This window comes from Ruegeria sp. AM2 (assembly GCF_056540685.1).
The window spans coordinates 1075585-1091867 of sequence record NZ_JBQFXE010000001.1; the positions used below are offsets into that span (position 1 = coordinate 1075585).

22 protein-coding genes are annotated in these 16283 nt (G+C 58.2%); 10 read left to right on the top strand and 12 right to left on the bottom strand.

Annotated elements, in window-relative coordinates:
- Positions 1-15: 15 nt before the first annotated feature.
- Together ACR0CR_RS05345 and ACR0CR_RS05350 are read right to left on the bottom strand one after the other, a co-directional pair.
- The gene (locus ACR0CR_RS05345; RefSeq protein WP_480597413.1) at positions 16-804 is read right to left on the bottom strand and encodes an SseB family protein; all 789 of its coding nucleotides are present in this window, start codon (positions 802-804) and stop codon (positions 16-18) included.
- Positions 797-1384 (bottom strand): uracil-DNA glycosylase family protein, encoded by a 588-nt coding sequence (locus ACR0CR_RS05350; RefSeq protein WP_480597416.1) that lies wholly within the window; start codon positions 1382-1384, stop codon positions 797-799. The genes ACR0CR_RS05345 and ACR0CR_RS05350 overlap by 8 nt, the downstream gene beginning before the upstream one ends.
- Positions 1385-1593: 209 nt before the next feature.
- Between ACR0CR_RS05350 and ACR0CR_RS05355 the strand changes: the two genes are divergently transcribed.
- Genes ACR0CR_RS05355 through ACR0CR_RS05370 form a run of 4 tightly spaced genes read left to right on the top strand, consistent with a single transcriptional unit; the run spans position 1594 to position 6153 of the window.
- Positions 1594-2253, top strand: coding sequence for an ABC transporter ATP-binding protein (locus ACR0CR_RS05355; RefSeq protein WP_480597419.1), 660 nt, complete (start codon positions 1594-1596; stop codon positions 2251-2253).
- Entirely contained in the window at positions 2231-3802 is a 1572-nt protein-coding gene (locus ACR0CR_RS05360) for a KpsE/RkpR family capsule polysaccharide export protein (protein ID WP_480597421.1), read from the top strand. Before ACR0CR_RS05355 ends, ACR0CR_RS05360 begins: the two co-directional genes overlap by 23 nt.
- Positions 3803-3807: 5 nt before the next feature.
- Positions 3808-4641: a 3-deoxy-8-phosphooctulonate synthase gene (gene kdsA, locus ACR0CR_RS05365; protein ID WP_480597424.1), complete on the top strand. Its 834-nt coding sequence runs from the start codon at positions 3808-3810 to the stop codon at positions 4639-4641.
- Between the two features lie 15 nt (positions 4642-4656).
- Positions 4657-6153, top strand: coding sequence for a phosphomannomutase/phosphoglucomutase (locus ACR0CR_RS05370; RefSeq protein ID WP_480597426.1), 1497 nt, complete (start codon positions 4657-4659; stop codon positions 6151-6153).
- A 39-nt stretch (positions 6154-6192) separates the two neighbouring features.
- Here ACR0CR_RS05370 and ACR0CR_RS05375 read toward each other — a convergent pair whose 3' ends face one another.
- A complete protein-coding gene (locus ACR0CR_RS05375) occupies positions 6193-8151 on the bottom strand; it encodes an AsmA family protein (RefSeq protein ID WP_480597427.1) in 1959 nt (652 codons plus the stop codon).
- A gap of 98 nt (positions 8152-8249) precedes the next feature.
- Here ACR0CR_RS05375 and rimO point away from each other — a divergent pair, with 98 nt between their 5' ends.
- On the top strand, positions 8250-9644 hold the full coding sequence (rimO, locus tag ACR0CR_RS05380; protein ID WP_480597430.1) for a 30S ribosomal protein S12 methylthiotransferase RimO: 1395 nt from the start codon (positions 8250-8252) through the stop codon (positions 9642-9644).
- A 54-nt stretch (positions 9645-9698) separates the two neighbouring features.
- On the opposite strand, the gene ACR0CR_RS05385 is transcribed toward rimO, so the two are convergent.
- Together ACR0CR_RS05385 and ACR0CR_RS05390 are read right to left on the bottom strand one after the other, a co-directional pair.
- Complete coding sequence (locus ACR0CR_RS05385; RefSeq protein ID WP_480597432.1) at positions 9699-10055, bottom strand: diacylglycerol kinase; 357 nt, start codon at positions 10053-10055, stop codon at positions 9699-9701.
- A 136-nt stretch (positions 10056-10191) separates the two neighbouring features.
- Complete coding sequence (locus tag ACR0CR_RS05390; RefSeq protein ID WP_480597434.1) at positions 10192-10380, bottom strand: hypothetical protein; 189 nt, start codon at positions 10378-10380, stop codon at positions 10192-10194.
- 204 nt (positions 10381-10584) lie between these two features.
- On the opposite strand from ACR0CR_RS05390, the gene ACR0CR_RS05395 reads away from it, so the two are divergent.
- Positions 10585-10833: a CDGSH iron-sulfur domain-containing protein gene (locus ACR0CR_RS05395; protein WP_480597436.1), complete on the top strand. Its 249-nt coding sequence runs from the start codon at positions 10585-10587 to the stop codon at positions 10831-10833.
- Here the strand turns inward: ACR0CR_RS05395 and ACR0CR_RS05400 are convergent, their stop codons facing one another.
- The 5 genes from ACR0CR_RS05400 to ACR0CR_RS05420 form a co-directional block, all read right to left on the bottom strand.
- Positions 10834-11091 carry a DUF6455 family protein gene (locus tag ACR0CR_RS05400; RefSeq protein ID WP_480597438.1) on the bottom strand — a complete coding sequence of 86 codons (258 nt, stop codon included), beginning with the start codon at positions 11089-11091 and terminating at the stop codon, positions 10834-10836.
- Entirely contained in the window at positions 11091-11360 is a 270-nt protein-coding gene (locus ACR0CR_RS05405) for a DUF6455 family protein (protein WP_480597440.1), read from the bottom strand. Before ACR0CR_RS05405 ends, ACR0CR_RS05400 begins: the two co-directional genes overlap by 1 nt.
- A gap of 14 nt (positions 11361-11374) precedes the next feature.
- Positions 11375-11626, bottom strand: coding sequence for a DUF6455 family protein (locus ACR0CR_RS05410; protein ID WP_480597442.1), 252 nt, complete (start codon positions 11624-11626; stop codon positions 11375-11377).
- Positions 11627-11696: 70 nt separating this feature from the next.
- Positions 11697-12065, bottom strand: a complete 369-nt coding sequence (locus ACR0CR_RS05415) for a YigZ family protein (RefSeq protein WP_480597444.1) — start codon at positions 12063-12065, stop codon at positions 11697-11699.
- Positions 12062-12766: a M48 family metalloprotease gene (locus ACR0CR_RS05420; RefSeq protein WP_480597445.1), complete on the bottom strand. Its 705-nt coding sequence runs from the start codon at positions 12764-12766 to the stop codon at positions 12062-12064. The genes ACR0CR_RS05415 and ACR0CR_RS05420 overlap by 4 nt, the downstream gene beginning before the upstream one ends.
- 120 nt (positions 12767-12886) lie before the next feature.
- Here ACR0CR_RS05420 and ACR0CR_RS05425 point away from each other — a divergent pair, with 120 nt between their 5' ends.
- From ACR0CR_RS05425 to ACR0CR_RS05435, 3 genes are all read left to right on the top strand, one after another.
- Positions 12887-13135, top strand: a complete 249-nt coding sequence (locus ACR0CR_RS05425) for a hypothetical protein (protein ID WP_480597447.1) — start codon at positions 12887-12889, stop codon at positions 13133-13135.
- Between the two features lie 146 nt (positions 13136-13281).
- Positions 13282-13860: a nitroreductase family protein gene (locus ACR0CR_RS05430; protein WP_480597449.1), complete on the top strand. Its 579-nt coding sequence runs from the start codon at positions 13282-13284 to the stop codon at positions 13858-13860.
- Positions 13857-14555, top strand: a complete 699-nt coding sequence (locus ACR0CR_RS05435) for an EI24 domain-containing protein (protein ID WP_480597451.1) — start codon at positions 13857-13859, stop codon at positions 14553-14555. Before ACR0CR_RS05430 ends, ACR0CR_RS05435 begins: the two co-directional genes overlap by 4 nt.
- 3 nt (positions 14556-14558) lie before the next feature.
- Here the strand turns inward: ACR0CR_RS05435 and ACR0CR_RS05440 are convergent, their stop codons facing one another.
- Positions 14559-14834: a DUF1467 family protein gene (locus ACR0CR_RS05440; RefSeq protein WP_480597452.1), complete on the bottom strand. Its 276-nt coding sequence runs from the start codon at positions 14832-14834 to the stop codon at positions 14559-14561.
- A gap of 16 nt (positions 14835-14850) precedes the next feature.
- Positions 14851-15255, bottom strand: a complete 405-nt coding sequence (mce, locus tag ACR0CR_RS05445; RefSeq protein WP_170655881.1) for a methylmalonyl-CoA epimerase — start codon at positions 15253-15255, stop codon at positions 14851-14853.
- Between the two features lie 134 nt (positions 15256-15389).
- Here mce and ACR0CR_RS05450 point away from each other — a divergent pair, with 134 nt between their 5' ends.
- On the top strand, positions 15390-16106 hold the full coding sequence (locus tag ACR0CR_RS05450) for a response regulator (RefSeq protein WP_480597453.1): 717 nt from the start codon (positions 15390-15392) through the stop codon (positions 16104-16106).
- The last annotated feature ends 177 nt before the right edge of the window (positions 16107-16283 follow it).

The following is a 16283-nucleotide window of genomic DNA, read 5'->3' on the forward strand; positions in this document are numbered from 1 at the left end:
CAAAAGCTGCCGGTCCTAACGCAAGATCGGCGGCTTCTCGGGATTCGAACCGGGCATGGGGCGCGATATCTCGGTCGGGGCTGGCTGCGGTAGATCGAATCTAAGGCCAACCCGCGCAAGCAATGCGCAAGCAGGGTCATCCGGATCAAAGAACCCAACGTCCAGCGCCCCCGCTTCGATACCCGAAAAAGTCAGCGCCTCGGACACAGCTCGCGCCAATGCAGGCTTTGCGCCGTCCACCGCGCCGACAAATCCCAACAGGTGACCATGCCCGCCCTCATCGGTCCGCGTGCCGACCAGAAAAGCGGCTGCTGCCAAACCGGTGGCTGTTGCCAGCTTGGTATCCAATGCCTGCAACAGGTGATCAGGCAGCCCGGATGGCGGCAGGAATTCGGCCAACCGCTCCTGAACCTCCTCCGGCCCATGTTGCAATGTGGCCGACAGCCAGCCCAATGCCTCGGCCGGGATCAACATTGACGACGGGGCCGTGTCCAGGTTCAAGCCCAGTCCGATACCCTGACCCGATAGCATGGACGACAAAACCCGCCCCGAAAGGGCAACGTAAGGAACAGGTCGGCCTGCAAAACGCGCCATGCGATCTTCGCGGTCGAAAACCAGAACAAAGCGGCCGTCGGCGACGTCAAACAACTCGGGCGAGATGTTTTCACCCTGCGCCTCTTCGGTGAGCATCAGGAACAGTTCGCTATCTGCCAGCCGTTCAAAAAAACGCAATCGCGCGGCATCATCCTGCGGCGCGGCCTCCATCGCGGCGTGGGCGGCGTCCAGGGCCGTCGTGTCAGTCATTCAGCACCTCTTGCACCCGCGCGCGCAGAACCGGCAGCAAATCCGCCTCGAACCACGGGTTTTTCTTCAGCCAAGCCGTATTGCGCCACGACGGATGAGGCAAGGCAAAGACCCGCGGCGCATGGTCCCGCCAGCGACTGACGGTCTCCGTGACCGGGGTCTTTGCGCCCAAATGATACTTGTGAGCGTGACCACCAACCAGAACGGTCAGCGGAACATCTCCGATCTCTTGCATCACCTTGTCATGCCAGGTGCGCCCGCAAAGGGGAGGCGGCGGCAGATCGGCTTTCCTGTCATTGTAACCCGGAAAGCAAAACGCCATTGGAACAATGGAAACACGCGACAGATCATAGAATTGCGCCTCGTCCACGCCCAACCAATCGCGCAAGCGATCTCCGGACGGATCGGTGAAGGGACGCCCCGAGGCATGCACCCTCGCACCGGGAGCCTGTCCTGCGATCAAAATCCGCGCGTTGGGACGAAACCAAACCACCGGGCGCGGCTCGTGTGCCGTGGCAGTCTGTGCAAAATTGTCGGCGCACAAACGGCAGGCTTGGATATCGGCGGCCAGGGAATTCATCTTATCGAAAGGCTTTCGCAATGCTTTGGCCTCAAGGTAGGTATCCGCAACGGTCGATCAAGCCAGGGCCTGCGTTGTGCAACACATCCGCGCGACCAACCAGAAGACGCATTGATCATTTGTTTCATATTTCGACATAATGTGGCCAACAAGGATCGGTAGAAAGGTGCTTTCAAGCCGACGCGAAACACAACGAATACAGGCCGCGCATGCTGGAGTTTGAGAATGTCAGCAAGTCTTTCTGGACCGGAACACGCCGCAAAGTGATTCTGGACCAAGTGTCGTTTCGTGTCGATCTGGGCACGTCGCTGGGCGTTTTGGCCCCGAACGGGACGGGCAAGACAACTTTGATCAACATGATGGCCGGGCTGGAAAAACCCGATGAGGGCGTCATCCGCCGCGACTGCCGTGTGTCCTTCCCAATGGGGTTTACCGGGGGTGTGGCCAAGCGTCTTTCTGCGCTTGAGAACGCGCGCTATATCGCCAAAATCTATGGCATGGACCCTGACTATGTTGAGGCCTACTGCAGTTGGCTCTGCAATCTGGGTGAGTACTTTAACCAACCTCTGGGAACATATTCCACCGGCATGCGCGCGCGGTTCACATTTGCACTTATGTTGGCGTTGGATTTCGATATGTACCTGATCGATGAAGGGATGCCCTCCTCGACCGATGTCGAATTCAACAAAAAGGCCGGTGCCATCCTGCAAGAACGGTTGCGGACGACGACGTTGGTGATTGTATCCCACAACCCCAAGGTGCTGGAGAAATTCGCGCGGCAGGCGGCGGTTCTATTGGACGGCCATCTTTACATGTTCGAAACCTTGGAAGAGGCAAAACAGTTATATGACTACCAAACCCAAGGCTAGAAAGTACAAACTGGGCGACGAACCCAAAGGCGAAGGCACGGCCGAGGCCCGGTCCGAGGCGATCTCGCGTATCCGCCGTGCAACGCAGGATATCGGAGAGGCAGAACAGCCCCCGGGAATCGAACTGGACGCCATAAAACGCGAGGGTTTGACTGGGCGTCAGTTGCGCGTCGCCAGACGGCTGGCGCAGAAAAACGGACTGGCGGCCACGTCAGATTATGACGCCGTGCGGCTGCTGCGCAAAAACGGAATTGATCCATTTCAGCGGTCCAACCTTCTGGACCTGGCCGCTGTGGATTCGCCGGAGCCTGACAGCGCCAAGGACAAGATAAAGGTCCAGCTTCCGCAGACAGCCAAAACGGCGCAGGAAAACCTGCCCGGGCCAGAGCTTAGCCCGGCGCAACGGCGCGACTATGAAATCGGTCAGATCCAAAAGGACATCGCCCGCCGCCGTCGCCGCAAGCTTTCTATGCTGTTTGCGCGTCTGGCAGCCTTTGTCCTGCTGCCGACGCTGTTGGTCGGATACTATTTCTACCGGATCGCGACGCCGATGTACGCAAGCGACTCGGCGTTTCTGATTCTGCAGGCAGATGGCGGCTCGGGCAGCATTGGCGGGCTATTGGCCGGGACACAGTTTGCAACGACACAGGATTCGGTGGCATCGCAGGAGTTTTTGGAATCCAAGGACGCGCTGGAACTGCTCGACCGCGATGCAGGCTTTGCGGACGTTTTCAAACCGGATTGGATCGATCCGGTTCAGCGCCTTTCGGCGGACGCGAGCTTGGAGGAGACGTACAAACTCTATAAACGCATGGTGACGGTCGGCTATGACCCTACGGACGGCTTGATCCGGATGGAGGTCGCCTCGCCCGATCCCGAGATCTCGGCCGAGTTTTCCAGAAAACTGATTTCCTACGCCGAAGATCGGGTGAACGCCCTGTCCGAAAAGAAGCGCGACGATCAGATGCGGGACGCACTGGATAGCTTTGAGGCTGCACAGGATGCACGTCGGCAGGCACAAGAAGACCTGATCGAATTGCAGCTGCAAGGCGCGATTCTGGACCCCGAAAACGTGATCGTCAGCCTGCGCGCCAGGATCGATCAGTTCGAGCTGCAGCTACAGGACAAGGAACTGCAACTGGCGGCCCTGCTGGACAATCTTCGCCCCAACAAGGCCAAAGTCGACGGCGTGCGCGCAGATATTGCGCGGCTGGAGGCGGTGCTTACCGAGCTGAATTCAGAAATGCTGGATGCCTCGGCAGGCGAAAACTCGCTGGCGCGGCTAAGCGTCCGGATTCAGATGGCCCAAGCTGATCTGGCGGCACGGGATATGATGCTGCAAAACGCCATGCAACATATGGAAACCACGCGAACCGAAGCCAATCGCAAGGTGCGCTATCTGACGGTCTCGGTGAACCCGGTGCCCAGTCAGGAACCCAGCTATCCGCGCAAATTCGAAAATACGATTTTGGCTTTCCTGTTGTTTGCTGGTATCTACCTGTTGATCTCGCTTACCGCGTCGGTCCTTCGTGAACAGGTATCCTCGTAAGACCCATGAAACATGTAAAAATCGCCGATCTGACCGTCGGCAACGACCTTCCGCTGACCATCATTGCCGGTCCGTGCCAGCTTGAAACTGCAGATCATGCACAAATGATCGCAGGCAAGATGAAAGAGGCCTGCGATGCCGCTGGCGCGCAATACGTCTTCAAGGCCTCCTACGACAAAGCGAACCGGACCTCGCTGTCCGGTGAGCGTGGCATGGGAATTGACGCCGGGCTCAAGGTCCTGGACGACATTCGCAAGACAATGGGCATTCCAGTCCTGACCGATGTGCACACCGAGGCGCAATGCGCCATCGCGGCCGAGGCTGTGGACGTGTTGCAAATCCCCGCGTTCTTGTGCCGCCAGACGGACATGCTGCTGGCCGCTGGCAATTCTGGCGCTGTGATCAATGTGAAGAAGGGCCAGTTTCTGGCCCCCTGGGAAATGCCCAACATCATCACCAAGATCGAAAGCACGGGCAATCACAACATCCTGTTGACCGAGCGTGGCACGTCCTTTGGCTATAACACTCTGGTGGCCGATATGCGGTCGCTGCCGCAGATGGCCAAGACCGGGTATCCGGTGGTGATGGACGCCACCCATTCAGTGCAGCAGCCCGGCGGTCAGGGTGGTTCGTCCGGGGGGCAGCGTGAATTTGCGCCTGTCATGGCCCGCGCCGCTGTGGCGGTGGGTACGGCTGCCGTCTTTATGGAAACCCATCAGGACCCCGACAATGCGCCCTGCGATGGGCCTAACATGATCTATTTGGACCAGATGCCCCATCTTGTTGACACATTGATGCGCTTTGATGCGCTGGCTAAAGAAAATCCGATTCAAATATAACGATTGAGATTTGTAATGATGAAACCCCTCCCCGAGGTGACTCCGAACACCTGGAGCTTTCTGCGCGACCCTATGATCAAGCCCACGGGCTTTCGCGAATATGACGCGCGCTGGAAATACCCTGATGAGATCAACCTGCCGGGCATGACGGCCCTCGGTCTCGGACTGGGCACGCAAATGCACAAGCGCGGGATCGCGCCGGTGATCGCGGTCGGAAATGACTATCGCGACTATTCCCTGTCAATCAAGAACGCACTGGTTCAGGGGCTGATGCAGGCCGGTATTCAGGTCAAGGACATTGGCCCGGCGCTCAGCCCCATGGCGTATTTCGCGCAGTTTCATCTGGATGTGCCCGCTGTTGCCATGGTCACCGCCAGCCACAACCCCAATGGCTGGACCGGTGTCAAAATGGGCTTTGACCGGCCCTTAACCCATGGTCCGGACGAGATGTCGGAGTTGCGAGACATCGTTCTGAAAGGCGAAGGGCAGGCGCGCGAAGGCGGGTCTTATGAATTCGTGGACGGCGTGAAAGAGGCCTATATCGACGACCTCGTCGGCGATTTCAGAATGTCCCGCCCGCTGAAGGTTGTCTGTGCAACCGGCAACGGCACCGCATCAGCATTCGCGCCGGAAATCTTTGAACGCATCGGTGTGGAGATAGTGCCCAGCCACAATGAGCTGGACTATTCTTTCCCGCACTACAACCCGAACCCCGAAGCGATGGAGATGTTGCACGATATGGCCGACGCCGTAAAAGCCAGTGGCGCTGATTTGGCGCTTGGGTTTGATGGGGACGGTGATCGCTGTGGTGTCGTGGACGACGAGGGCGAAGAGATTTTTGCCGACAAGGTCGGCGTCATCATGGCGCGCGATCTTGCCAAGCTCTATCCCGGCGCGACTTTTGTGGCCGATGTCAAATCAACCGGTCTGTTCGCCAGCGATCCCGAACTACAGGCGCAAGGTGTCAAAGCCGACTACTGGAAGACCGGGCACAGCCACATGAAGCGCCGGGTCAAGGAAATCGGAGCGCTGGCCGGATTCGAGAAATCTGGTCACTACTTCCTCGCCGAACCTATTGGGCGTGGCTATGACTGCGGCATGCGGGTAGCGGTCGAGATCTGCAAACTGATGGATCGCAACCCGGATCAAAGCATGTCGGACTTGCGCAAAGCGCTGCCAAAGACATGGTCGACGCCTACGATGTCTCCCTTTGCAGCGGATACCGAGAAATACGACATCCTTGGCCGCCTAGTCGACAAACTGGTCGCAAAAGCGGACGCTGGTGAGACCCTCGCGGGCCGTCCGATCAAAGAGGTCGTCACCGTCAACGGCGCACGTGTCATTCTGGATAATGGCAGTTGGGGACTGGTGCGCGCGTCATCGAACACGCCCAATTTGGTGGTGGTCTGTGAAAGCAGCGAATCCGAAGCTGAGATGCGCGCGATTTTTGCTGACCTTGACGCGGTGATCCGAACCGAACCGGGCGTCGGTGACTACGACCAAACCATCTGATTTCACTCGTGGGGCCCGCCAAGGGCCCCGCAACTGAACCTAATTGTTGCCTAAAAGTTTGAGCAGGCCTTTCTTCGCCTCGTCCTCCAGCTTTTTCTTGAGCGCTTTTTCGGTGTCTTCCGTACCTGTGACGGTCGAATCGAGCTCATTCCCAACTTTTTCAAGCACTTTAGCCTTGGCGTCACTTTCAAGCTCTTTCAGCTTTCCGTCGGCCGCCGCCTCAATCACTTTTGACAAGTCCGGCTTGATAGAAGGATTGCTCCAAGGACCTTTGATTTTCACCGGCACCGCCAGGCCTTCACCAGAGTTCGCGCGCAACGCGACCGGGGTGAACAGGTAGTCAATATCCCGCGCGCCCAGGCCCACACGGCCCTTCCCATCGGCACGGAAATTATTCAACTGCATCAGCAGGTCGTTGTTGGTCAGGTTTCCGTCAGTGATGGAAAAACTGGCCGTCAGACTGTTGAAAACTGTTGTACCCCCGGATAGGTCGCCGCGCCCCATCAGACGATCCAGATCGAAGCCCGAGATCACACCCTTGCCTATATTTATGTTCCCCTTGCCGCTGAGCGATCGCATGATCTGGTCTTCGGTCTGACCAACCCCAAGGAACTCAAACGCGCCTGATCCTGTGCCCGAAAGTCTTTCGACCCCGGCCAAAGCCGTCAATGCCTGTTGAACATTGATCCCATCTGCCTTGACGTTGCCACCGACGGAAAGCCCGCTGCGGTTATTGGCCACGACCTGTCCGTTCAACTGACCCGAAAACAACGTCGCCGGATGCATTTTGAGCACTGCCCGCGACTGCTCGAGGCTGAGTGTCAGGTCGCTGGGTCCGAGGGTAAGGCCTGGTACCGCGATCGAATCCGCCTTCAACCGAATGGTGCCGTTGGCCAGCGACAGAGCAGACGCATCGATGGGGTCCTTTGACCACCCATCGCTTTTGGACGACGACCCACCACCACTGCCACCACCGCCGCCGCTGTCGGACCCAGCAGCTCGGGAAAGGTCAAGATCGCCTGCGGACACACGGGCTGTAATCTCAGGTGTGCTGGCAATCTGGATATCCGCTTCGCCGGTCAACCGGTTGTCGTCCAGTTGGGCCGTCATATCGCGCAGCGAGATACGCCCATCACTTGTGTACGTCATTTGGCCCGAGATATCCGCCACCCGCCCCAAACCATCGGGAACGGTCACTCCGCCCTGACCAAAAGCCGCCAGCATCTTGTGCGTGTCTTTGGACGAAACCGTCATCTGGCCGTCCATCTCACCAGCAAGATTCACGCGACCTGAGAACCGAACGGACCCGCCTGGCGCGATCAGGTTGGCCTCTAGCGGTGTCACTGCGCCCGAGGAAAACGCAGGCAGGTCCGGGATGGTCATATCCACATCCACTGACCCACCGGGCACGGGCATCCTGGCCTGCATCTCCAGCGGGGCCGTCACATCTGGCCAACGCGCTGACAGGTCCACATTGGCGAAATCCATGCTGGTTTCGCCGTTTTCGATATAGATCAGGCGCGCGCGCGTCAGCTCCAGTTGATCCAGCGTCACCGCCGCGCTGCTCGTCTGAGCAGACGATGTGCTGCCTCCACCCGTTGAAGACGGGGTGGACGGTGTCGTCAGTTCCCAGTTTCCGCGCCCATCCGACAGCTCCAATCGCAGAACCGGGTTGTCTGCCACAACACGTTTGATCTGCAGATTACCGGCCATCAGGGCGGCGGCATCTACGCCTACGGCCAGACTTTCGGCGCTTAGCATAGGTTCAGGTCCGGCCCATGACGCGTTGCCAAAGCTCACCGGGCCGGTTTCCATTCCCAGAACGGGCCAGAAGGACAGGTTGACGTCGCCGGTCAGCGTCAACTCGCGACCCGTCTGCGCCTTGACCTGTTCAGCCAGAATCGCCGCCAGCTTGTCTCCGGGCATCAACAGCAACGCACCGATCACCAGGCCAATGACGGCCACCAGAACGAATAATATGCGAAACAACCACTTCATAATATGCCCGTGCCTTTCCGGCTTAATTGCTCATCAACAAGTCAGCCCTGACCGCGCGGCATTTGCAAGGGAAAGCTTTCCCCTCTATACGCCCCATCATGAGTAGCAACCCGCCAAATCTTCGCCCTGACCTGGCCCCAGCGGCCCGGATTTCCGACGCGCCCCGGCACGGCCAGCCCACACTTGGAATGGTGTCGTTGGGCTGCCCAAAGGCACTGGTCGATAGCGAGCGTATTCTGACCCGCCTGCGCGCGGAAGGATACGGGATTTCGCCCGACTACGCAGGGGCGGATGCCGTGATCGTGAATACATGCGGTTTTTTGGACTCCGCCAAGGCTGAATCGCTCGAAGCGATTGGCGAGGCTCTGGTCGAAAATGGGAAGGTGATCGTGACGGGCTGTCTGGGCGCCGAGCCCGACTATATCCGCGAGCATCATCCGCGCATTCTGGCCGTCACCGGCCCGCATCAATATGAGCAAGTTCTGGATGCGGTGCATGCGGCCGTGCCGCCTGACCCGAACCCCTTTGTCGATCTGCTGCCCGCCTCTGGCGTCAAACTGACCCCACGCCACTATAGCTATCTCAAGATATCTGAAGGCTGTAACCACAAGTGCAAGTTCTGCATCATCCCGGATATGCGCGGCAAACTGGCCAGCCGCCCGGCACATGCGGTGCTGCGCGAGGCGGAAAAGCTGGTCGAAAATGGCGTGCGCGAGCTGCTGGTGATCAGCCAGGACACCTCGGCCTACGGGTTGGACAGCAAATACGATGTGAACCCCTGGAAAGACCGCGCGGTGCGCAGCCATATCACCGATCTGGCGCGGGAGCTGGGGCAGTTCGATGCCTGGGTCCGGCTGCATTATGTCTACCCCTACCCGCACGTGCGCGACTTGATCCCGCTGATGGCGGATGCGGAATGCAACGTGCTGCCTTATTTGGACATCCCGTTCCAGCATGCGCATCCGGATGTTCTGAAACGGATGGCCCGCCCCGCTGCTGCAGCCAAAACGCTGGACGAGATCGCCGCCTGGCGCGCGACTTGCCCGGATATCACTCTGCGCTCGACCTTCATCGTTGGATACCCTGGTGAAACCGAGGCGGAGTTTCAGACGCTGCTGGATTGGATGGACGAGGCGCAACTAGACCGCGTCGGGTGTTTCCAATACGAAAACGTCAAAGGGGCCCGGTCCAACGACCTTCCGGGTCACGTTCCGGCCGAGGTCAAGCAGGATCGCTGGGAGCGGTTCATGGAAAAAGCGCAGGCCATATCCGAGGCCAAACTGGCCGCCAAGGTGGGCCGCACCCTCGATGTCATCATTGATGATGTAGACGAAGAGGCCGCAATCTGCCGCACAAAGGCCGACGCGCCCGAGATCGACGGCAATCTGTTCATTGACGAAGGGTTTGAGGGTTTGAAACCCGGCGAGATCGTCACTGTCCAGGTCGATGAGGCCAGCGACTATGACTTGTGGGGCAAGATCACCGCGCGCTGACGTGGTAAGGAAGGTTCGGGGTTTCCTGATCCCTGTTCGAAGTTGGCCTTACGCCTACAGCATGCCGAGCAGAACAACCACCCAGGCCACGCCTGCGGCAAGCGCGGTCAAGGCCACCGCAGCACTGGCCGCGTCTTTGGCCTGACCCGCCAGCGGATGGTGATCGGTTGATGTATGATCCACCGCACGTTCAATCGCCGTGTTGAACAGCTCTGCCACCAGGACGAATATCCCGAGAACAAGAATCAAGGCGCGGGCTTCGGTTCCGATGGGCAGCCACAGCGCAAGGCCAGCGGATATCAGGTTGGCCCAGACCCACGCCCGAAAAGAATACTCCTGACGCCAAGTCGCGCTCAGTCCCTGCCAGCTCCAACGAGTGCGGTCTGCCAACCGTTCAAAGAAATAGCGCATGAACCCTCCTGCCCGACCACTTTCATCTTTGCTCGTTCTCGAACTGCCGCGCAAAGGCAAGAAAAAACCGCCCAATGGGCGGTACGAAATGCTGAAATAGTGCAGGTCGGCCTCAATTGGCCGACCTGCGGAACACTTATTGTACGACCGGGTTACACACGGTTTGGCCAGCTTCGGTTGTGGCCAGTTCATAGCCTGCCGCACAGCTCGGCGTGCCGAATTTGTCATAGTCGGGCTGGATGTAAACGGGCGTCGGCTCTTCCTGCTGCGCGCAGGCGGTCAACACTACAGCGGTGGCACAGATGGCAGCGAATTTCAGCTTCATGTCCTTCAGTCCTCTATTACTTTTCTGATATTGCCCAACTTTTCGGGGCCAGAATCAGAATAAGACCAACTCTGCGCTGTGGCAACAGAGTTGATCACAAGGCCGTGAATAGAGGCAAAGCCGCGCCTGTTTTGGGCGGGCTTCCATTTCTACCTGCGCGCGCTAGGCTAGGTAACTGACACCAGAGAAACACGGAGTATCCAGATGTCAGACACCCCGAAAATCGCCCAGAAATCACCCTTTCCAGTCGAGGTGACCGAGGGCAAAAGCTATTTCTGGTGCACCTGCGGAGAATCTCAAAAGCAGCCGTTCTGCGACGGCTCACACAAGGGGTCGAACTTTGAGCCCGTAAAATACACGGCAGAGGCCACTAAGAAGGTGTTCTTTTGCGGCTGCAAACACAGCACCAACCCACCGCTTTGTGATGGCACCCATTCAAAGATGGACGACTGATCAGATCAGGTCGTTCAGAGCCTTGGCATTGACGCAAAATGTTGGTGCGCTGGCCGGTCTGGTTTGTTGGGTGGCCAGCCAGATCTGGCAATCGTGGCTGCAATTTGCCGCCCGACAGCGCGTAACCATTTCTGCATAGCCGTCGGCGGACAGTTTGCCTTCGGCCATCGCTTCGGTCAGCGAGACATCCAGACAGCGTGCGACGGAACGCGTTAGCCAAAAGTGCTTTTCGACGTCGCCCAGTGGAACTTGTGGCATCAGTTCACCTGTGAATTCTGTGCCCTGAGCGCGGCAAACCTGTTTCGGTTGCGGCAGTTTCGCGGCGCTGCATCGGCAGTTTCGTTTTCGTCCAGCCAGTCCGGACAGGAACTGGCCCATTCGCACCCGCGGCAGTATTGAACCATGTCCGCCCACTCCTCTGGCTTCAGCCGACCAGCCTTGTGCGCATCGGCAAGGTCGGTGCCGGTGGCATGTCCCATGCGCGATAAGAGGCGAAGATGGGTCATGATATGTCCCTGCCGCTGCATGGGTATCTCCTTATTCAGGGCTTTACCCTGTTCAACAATTCCTGATTCCGGCAGTAGTCCGGCGTTTGATCTACAGAGTGATTGCGGTCCAGAAACGCCTGACAATTGGCCGGGTTCGGGCAATCGGCACACCGCAGAACAGCGTCCGAGATTTCATCAAACCGCACAGCGCCTTTTATTGCAGCTTCCTGCAGGTCTACGCCCAAAGTCGTGGCCATCTGATCAACCAGACCAGCATGGTGCCGTAACGTTTCCCGTCTGGACATTCGGAGTCCTTTCCTACTTGCACCCCTAGGAACACCTAGCGCAATTCAGGTCTCCAGCCCTTGATGCAGGTCAATCCGGCCCAGGCAGCTGATCCAGGTACAGGCGTGTGGCATCCTGCACGCGACGAAACCGATCTCCGCCCAGCTTTTTGCCGCCATACCAGCGCGTAACAATAATGACGTGGTCCGCCAGCCCGGCCCTTTGCATCATACGCAGAATGACCATACCGGCGCCGGATTCACCGTCATCGGCCTTGAGCGCTCCGGCTGGGAGCGTCGCCGCCCATGTATTATGGGTCGCCTTCGCGTAAGCCTTGTCCGACTTGAGTTCTGCCAAAACGGCATCCACGTCTTCTCGGCTGCGTACCGAGCCGCCAGAAACTGCGTATTTTGAACCTCGGTCGCTGAGAACGACACCCAAACGCGTGATGTTGCTCATTGCGTCAGGCCAAGCGATGCCGCTGTGCGCAAGACGGCCTCAACACGCTGTGCGTTGGGTGGGTGTGTTGCCAGAAACCTGTCGCCCGGGTCGGGAATGCGCTGAAAGAACTTCAGCCCCACCAATGGGCTATACCCAGCGTTGTTTGTGATGATTGTTCCCAACTCATCCGCTTCAAGTTCGAACTCTTTCGAATAGTTTTGCGCCCCGACCTCGGCGCCAAGCGCCTGGGCCCGCTCGACGCCTGCATCATCTTCGCCCTGCTCTCGGGCCAGGTCGCCAAAGATACGGGCGCTTTCCTTGGCGTTTTTAGCCTGTTTTGAAATGTGACCCAGAATGTGATGCGCCGCTTCATGCCCCATGACAAAGGCCAACTCATCGGCATTCTGCGCTGACCGGATCATCGGTTGCGTGAAGATAATCAGTGGGCGACCATCCTCGTCCACAGTCTGAAACGCGTTTGCCGGCGCCCGTGGGTTGAGATCGACCAGAATCACGAAGTCACAATTGACCGCGCGGGTGCGGCGTTTGCATTCCTTGGTTGCGGCTGGGCCGACAGCGCGGCTGACCTCAAGAAACATGCGGGCGACCGGTTGCCACTCCGACGAACGGGGCTGCCATTTGTCCGCCTGTACGGCAATCACCGAAGGAGAAGTGCACGCCGCCAGAAACAGAAGCGACAAAAGTGCAAGACGGCGCATTCCATTTCCTTTCCAAGGGTCTGCCAGCATGTCAACATAGCGCGGCAATTCAGGTGCTTCCACAGCAGATTGCGCGGTTGGCGGGTTGCAATAGCAACTGTGTCCTTGCACTCTGCCCCTATGTTTTCGATTGAGCATGAATTCGACTCGACGGTTATCACGCTTGTGGATGAGGGCCCCAAACCCTTGCAGGAGGATGTCGTCATCAACAGCTTTGCCGAGTGTGTGACGCTGGAACAACTGGACCCCCGGACCGACCAGATGCAAAAGATCACCTTGTCCCCGGAACAAGTGCGAGATCTGGCCGCCGCCTTGGACCTGCCAGAGGGTGTGTACCAAATTCGCGAAACTGGAACCGAGGAAACGTAGCGGCGTTCGTTCTTTGACGCGCAAAGCCTGCGTTGGCCGGCGATCCGCGTTTTCGGTCTCAAAATCTGATTTCAACTCACATTGGCCTTGAAACGGGCGCGCGACTGCACGACATACCAACAGGCCCATGTAAAGAAAGTTAACATATGTCTCTGAAAAGCCCAGAAGCGCTGGAGTTTCTACAGGTGCGCCGGTCACGCCCGGCCAAAACGCTGGTCGCGCCTGCGCCGACACGGGATCAGCTACACCCACTTTTGACAGCGGCGGCACGCAGCCCGGATCATGGCAAGCTGGAACCCTGGCGATTCATCGTTTTGGAAAAAGGTGCCATGCCCCGGTTGTCGGAGCTGACCCGGGAAAGAGGCGCGGCATTGGGCAAAGCGGCAGAAGACATTGCCAAAGCCCGCAGCCAGTTCGACATGGGACATCTTGCCGTTGCGGTCATCGAGGTTCAAAAACCGTCTGAAAAAATACCTGCGATTGAACAGTCGTACTCGGCTGGCGCTGTTTGCCTCGCGCTATTGAATGCGGCGCTGGCGGCGGGCTGGGGGGCGAACTGGTTGTCCGGCTGGCAATCGCATGACAGGGTTTTCTGCGAAAAGGCATTTGGTCTGGCCGAAAACGAACGAGTGGCGGGGCTCATCCACATCGCGACCGAGGGCTCGGCCCCACCAGAACGCCCACGCCCCGATGTATCAGCGCTTACAGAATGGGTCGATGAATGATCATCCTGAACGCCTTCTTCGCTGCATTGGGCCAAGTCGGAGACCCCAGATTCCGCGCCGTCCTGTTGCGTGGCGTCGGGTTGACGATCCTGCTGCTGATCGTCGCTTGCGCTGTGGCGATTTGGTTTATCAACCGTCTTTCGGGTAACGAGATTTCGCTACCCTTCATTGGGGCCGTCCCTTGGCTGAACGATGTCCTGAACTATTCCGGGATTGTGCTTGTGCTGATCCTGCCGGTTTTTCTGATGGTCCCAGTTGCCTCGGCCATCACGTCGATGTTTTTGGAAGAGGTCGCGCAAGCGGTTGAAGATCGCCACTATCCCACTTTGCCCACCGTTCCTGGCATTCCATTCAGCGACGGGCTGCGTGATGCGATTGGCTTTATGGGCGTGCTGATCGTTGCAAACCTGTGTGCTTTGATCCTCTATGCGATTTTCACGCCTTTCGCCCCGTTTATCTTTTGGGCCATGAATGGATTCCTGCTGGGGCGCGAGTATTTCACACTGGCCGCCATGCGCCGTATCGGGCGTGAAGAAGCCCGAAAATTGCGCTCCAAACACTCAACAACCATCTGGGTGGCGGGGACGTTGATGGCTATCCCTCTGTCCATACCGCTCGTGAACCTTGTGATCCCGATCCTGGGCGCGGCGACTTTCACGCATATCTATCACAGCCTGTCTGGGTCCCGACCCTGACTGCTATTCGCGTGGTTCCAACTGGTTGAGCCAGTCAAAATCATGCACGGAAATCGCGCCTGACAGGATGATCCCCGCAATGATCGCCCACAGCACAATCGTAATACCCGTGGTGATCCAGAGTTTTTTCTTGATGTGATGCTCTTCCGGTGCCCCGGCATGGGTTCCGGGCACGATGTCACCCAGGTCGCCTTGCGTTTTGATGCGCACCGGCAGCACGATCAGCAGAGTCAGAAACCAGATAACGGCAAACAGAACGAGCGCGGCTGTGATCGTCATGGTGGACCCTCCGGGCTCAGACCTGCTCTAGCTCGACGAGACAGCCATTAAAGTCCTTGGGATGCAGGAACAACACGGGCTTACCGTGGGCTCCGATTTTGGGCTCTCCGGATCCAAGAACGCGGGCACCGGTTTCTTTCAAGTGATCACGCGCAGCGATGATATCATCGACCTCGTAGCAGACATGATGAATGCCGCCCGACGGGTTCTTTTCCAGAAACCCGTTGATCGGACTGTCTTCGCCCAGGGGATACAGCAGTTCGATCTTGGTATTCGGCAGTTCAATGAACACAACGGTCACACCGTGATCCGGCTCGTCCTGCGGCGCGCCAACCTTGGCACCCAAAGCGTCCCGATATTGCGCGGACGCGGCCTCGAGGTCTGGAACAGCGATGGCAACGTGGTTCAGGCGACCGATCATGGGGCTCTCCTTTGTTCTGCGTTGCAGCGGTTATGCGGACTGTTTGTGCAAAGAACAAGTGCGCCAAATCGTCGTTAACGCCGTGTTAGCCAGAAGTTCCTAGCGTGAGGCATCTGCTGATTAGGAGTTCTGCTATGGACGATTCGGGACCTTTCGCCGCGCCACCACTGCCCACGAAACTGCGGCCGTTGCTGGGCCAGACCATACTTGTTGTTGAAGACAGTCGCTATGCCTGCGACGCCATCCGCCTGATGTGTTTGCACAGTGGCGCGCGGATCCGGCGGGCGGATTGTTTGAAATCGGCGCGGCGGCACCTGCAGATCTATCGGCCTTCGGTGATTATCGTCGATATGGGCCTGCCCGATGGTTCGGGCGCGGACCTCATCGCTGAACTGAATGAGGCGGCCCCAAGGATTGGAGTCATTCTGGGTCTCTCCGGCGATGATGATGCACGGCAAGAGGCACTAATCGCCGGGGCAGACGGATTTTTGGCCAAGCCGCTGACCTCGGTGGCGTATTTCCAGACGTCTATTCTGGAACTATTGCCTGAAGATCGACGCCCGGTCGAATTGCACGCAGTTCGCGACGACTTTGTTCTGCCAGACCCTTTGGCTTACCAGGATGATATGGCCCATATCGCCGATGTTTTGACCGGTCCAACCGACCAGAAAACGTTGGACTATGCGACGCAGTTTTTACGCAGTGTCGCGCGGGATGCCGACGATTTGGTCTTGGCCGAGGCCGCGCAGCAACTGGCACGTTCGCGGGCTCAGGGGGCACCGGTTACAGCGCAAGCCGCGCGGGTCGCCGGGTTGGTTCAAAACAGGCTGGAACGGCAAGAGGCGATCTGAAAATGGTCACCGCATATTTTATCACGGCAAGTCTCTTGTGTGTCTGGTGCTATCGCCAGACCCGTCTGGCTGCCAAGGCCATTCGGGGCAGACGCCGCAGGATACAAGACCAGTGGGGTTGAGGCCGGGCGCGTCTTGATGCGTGCTTGGCATCATCCAAAAACACGCAAAATGAAA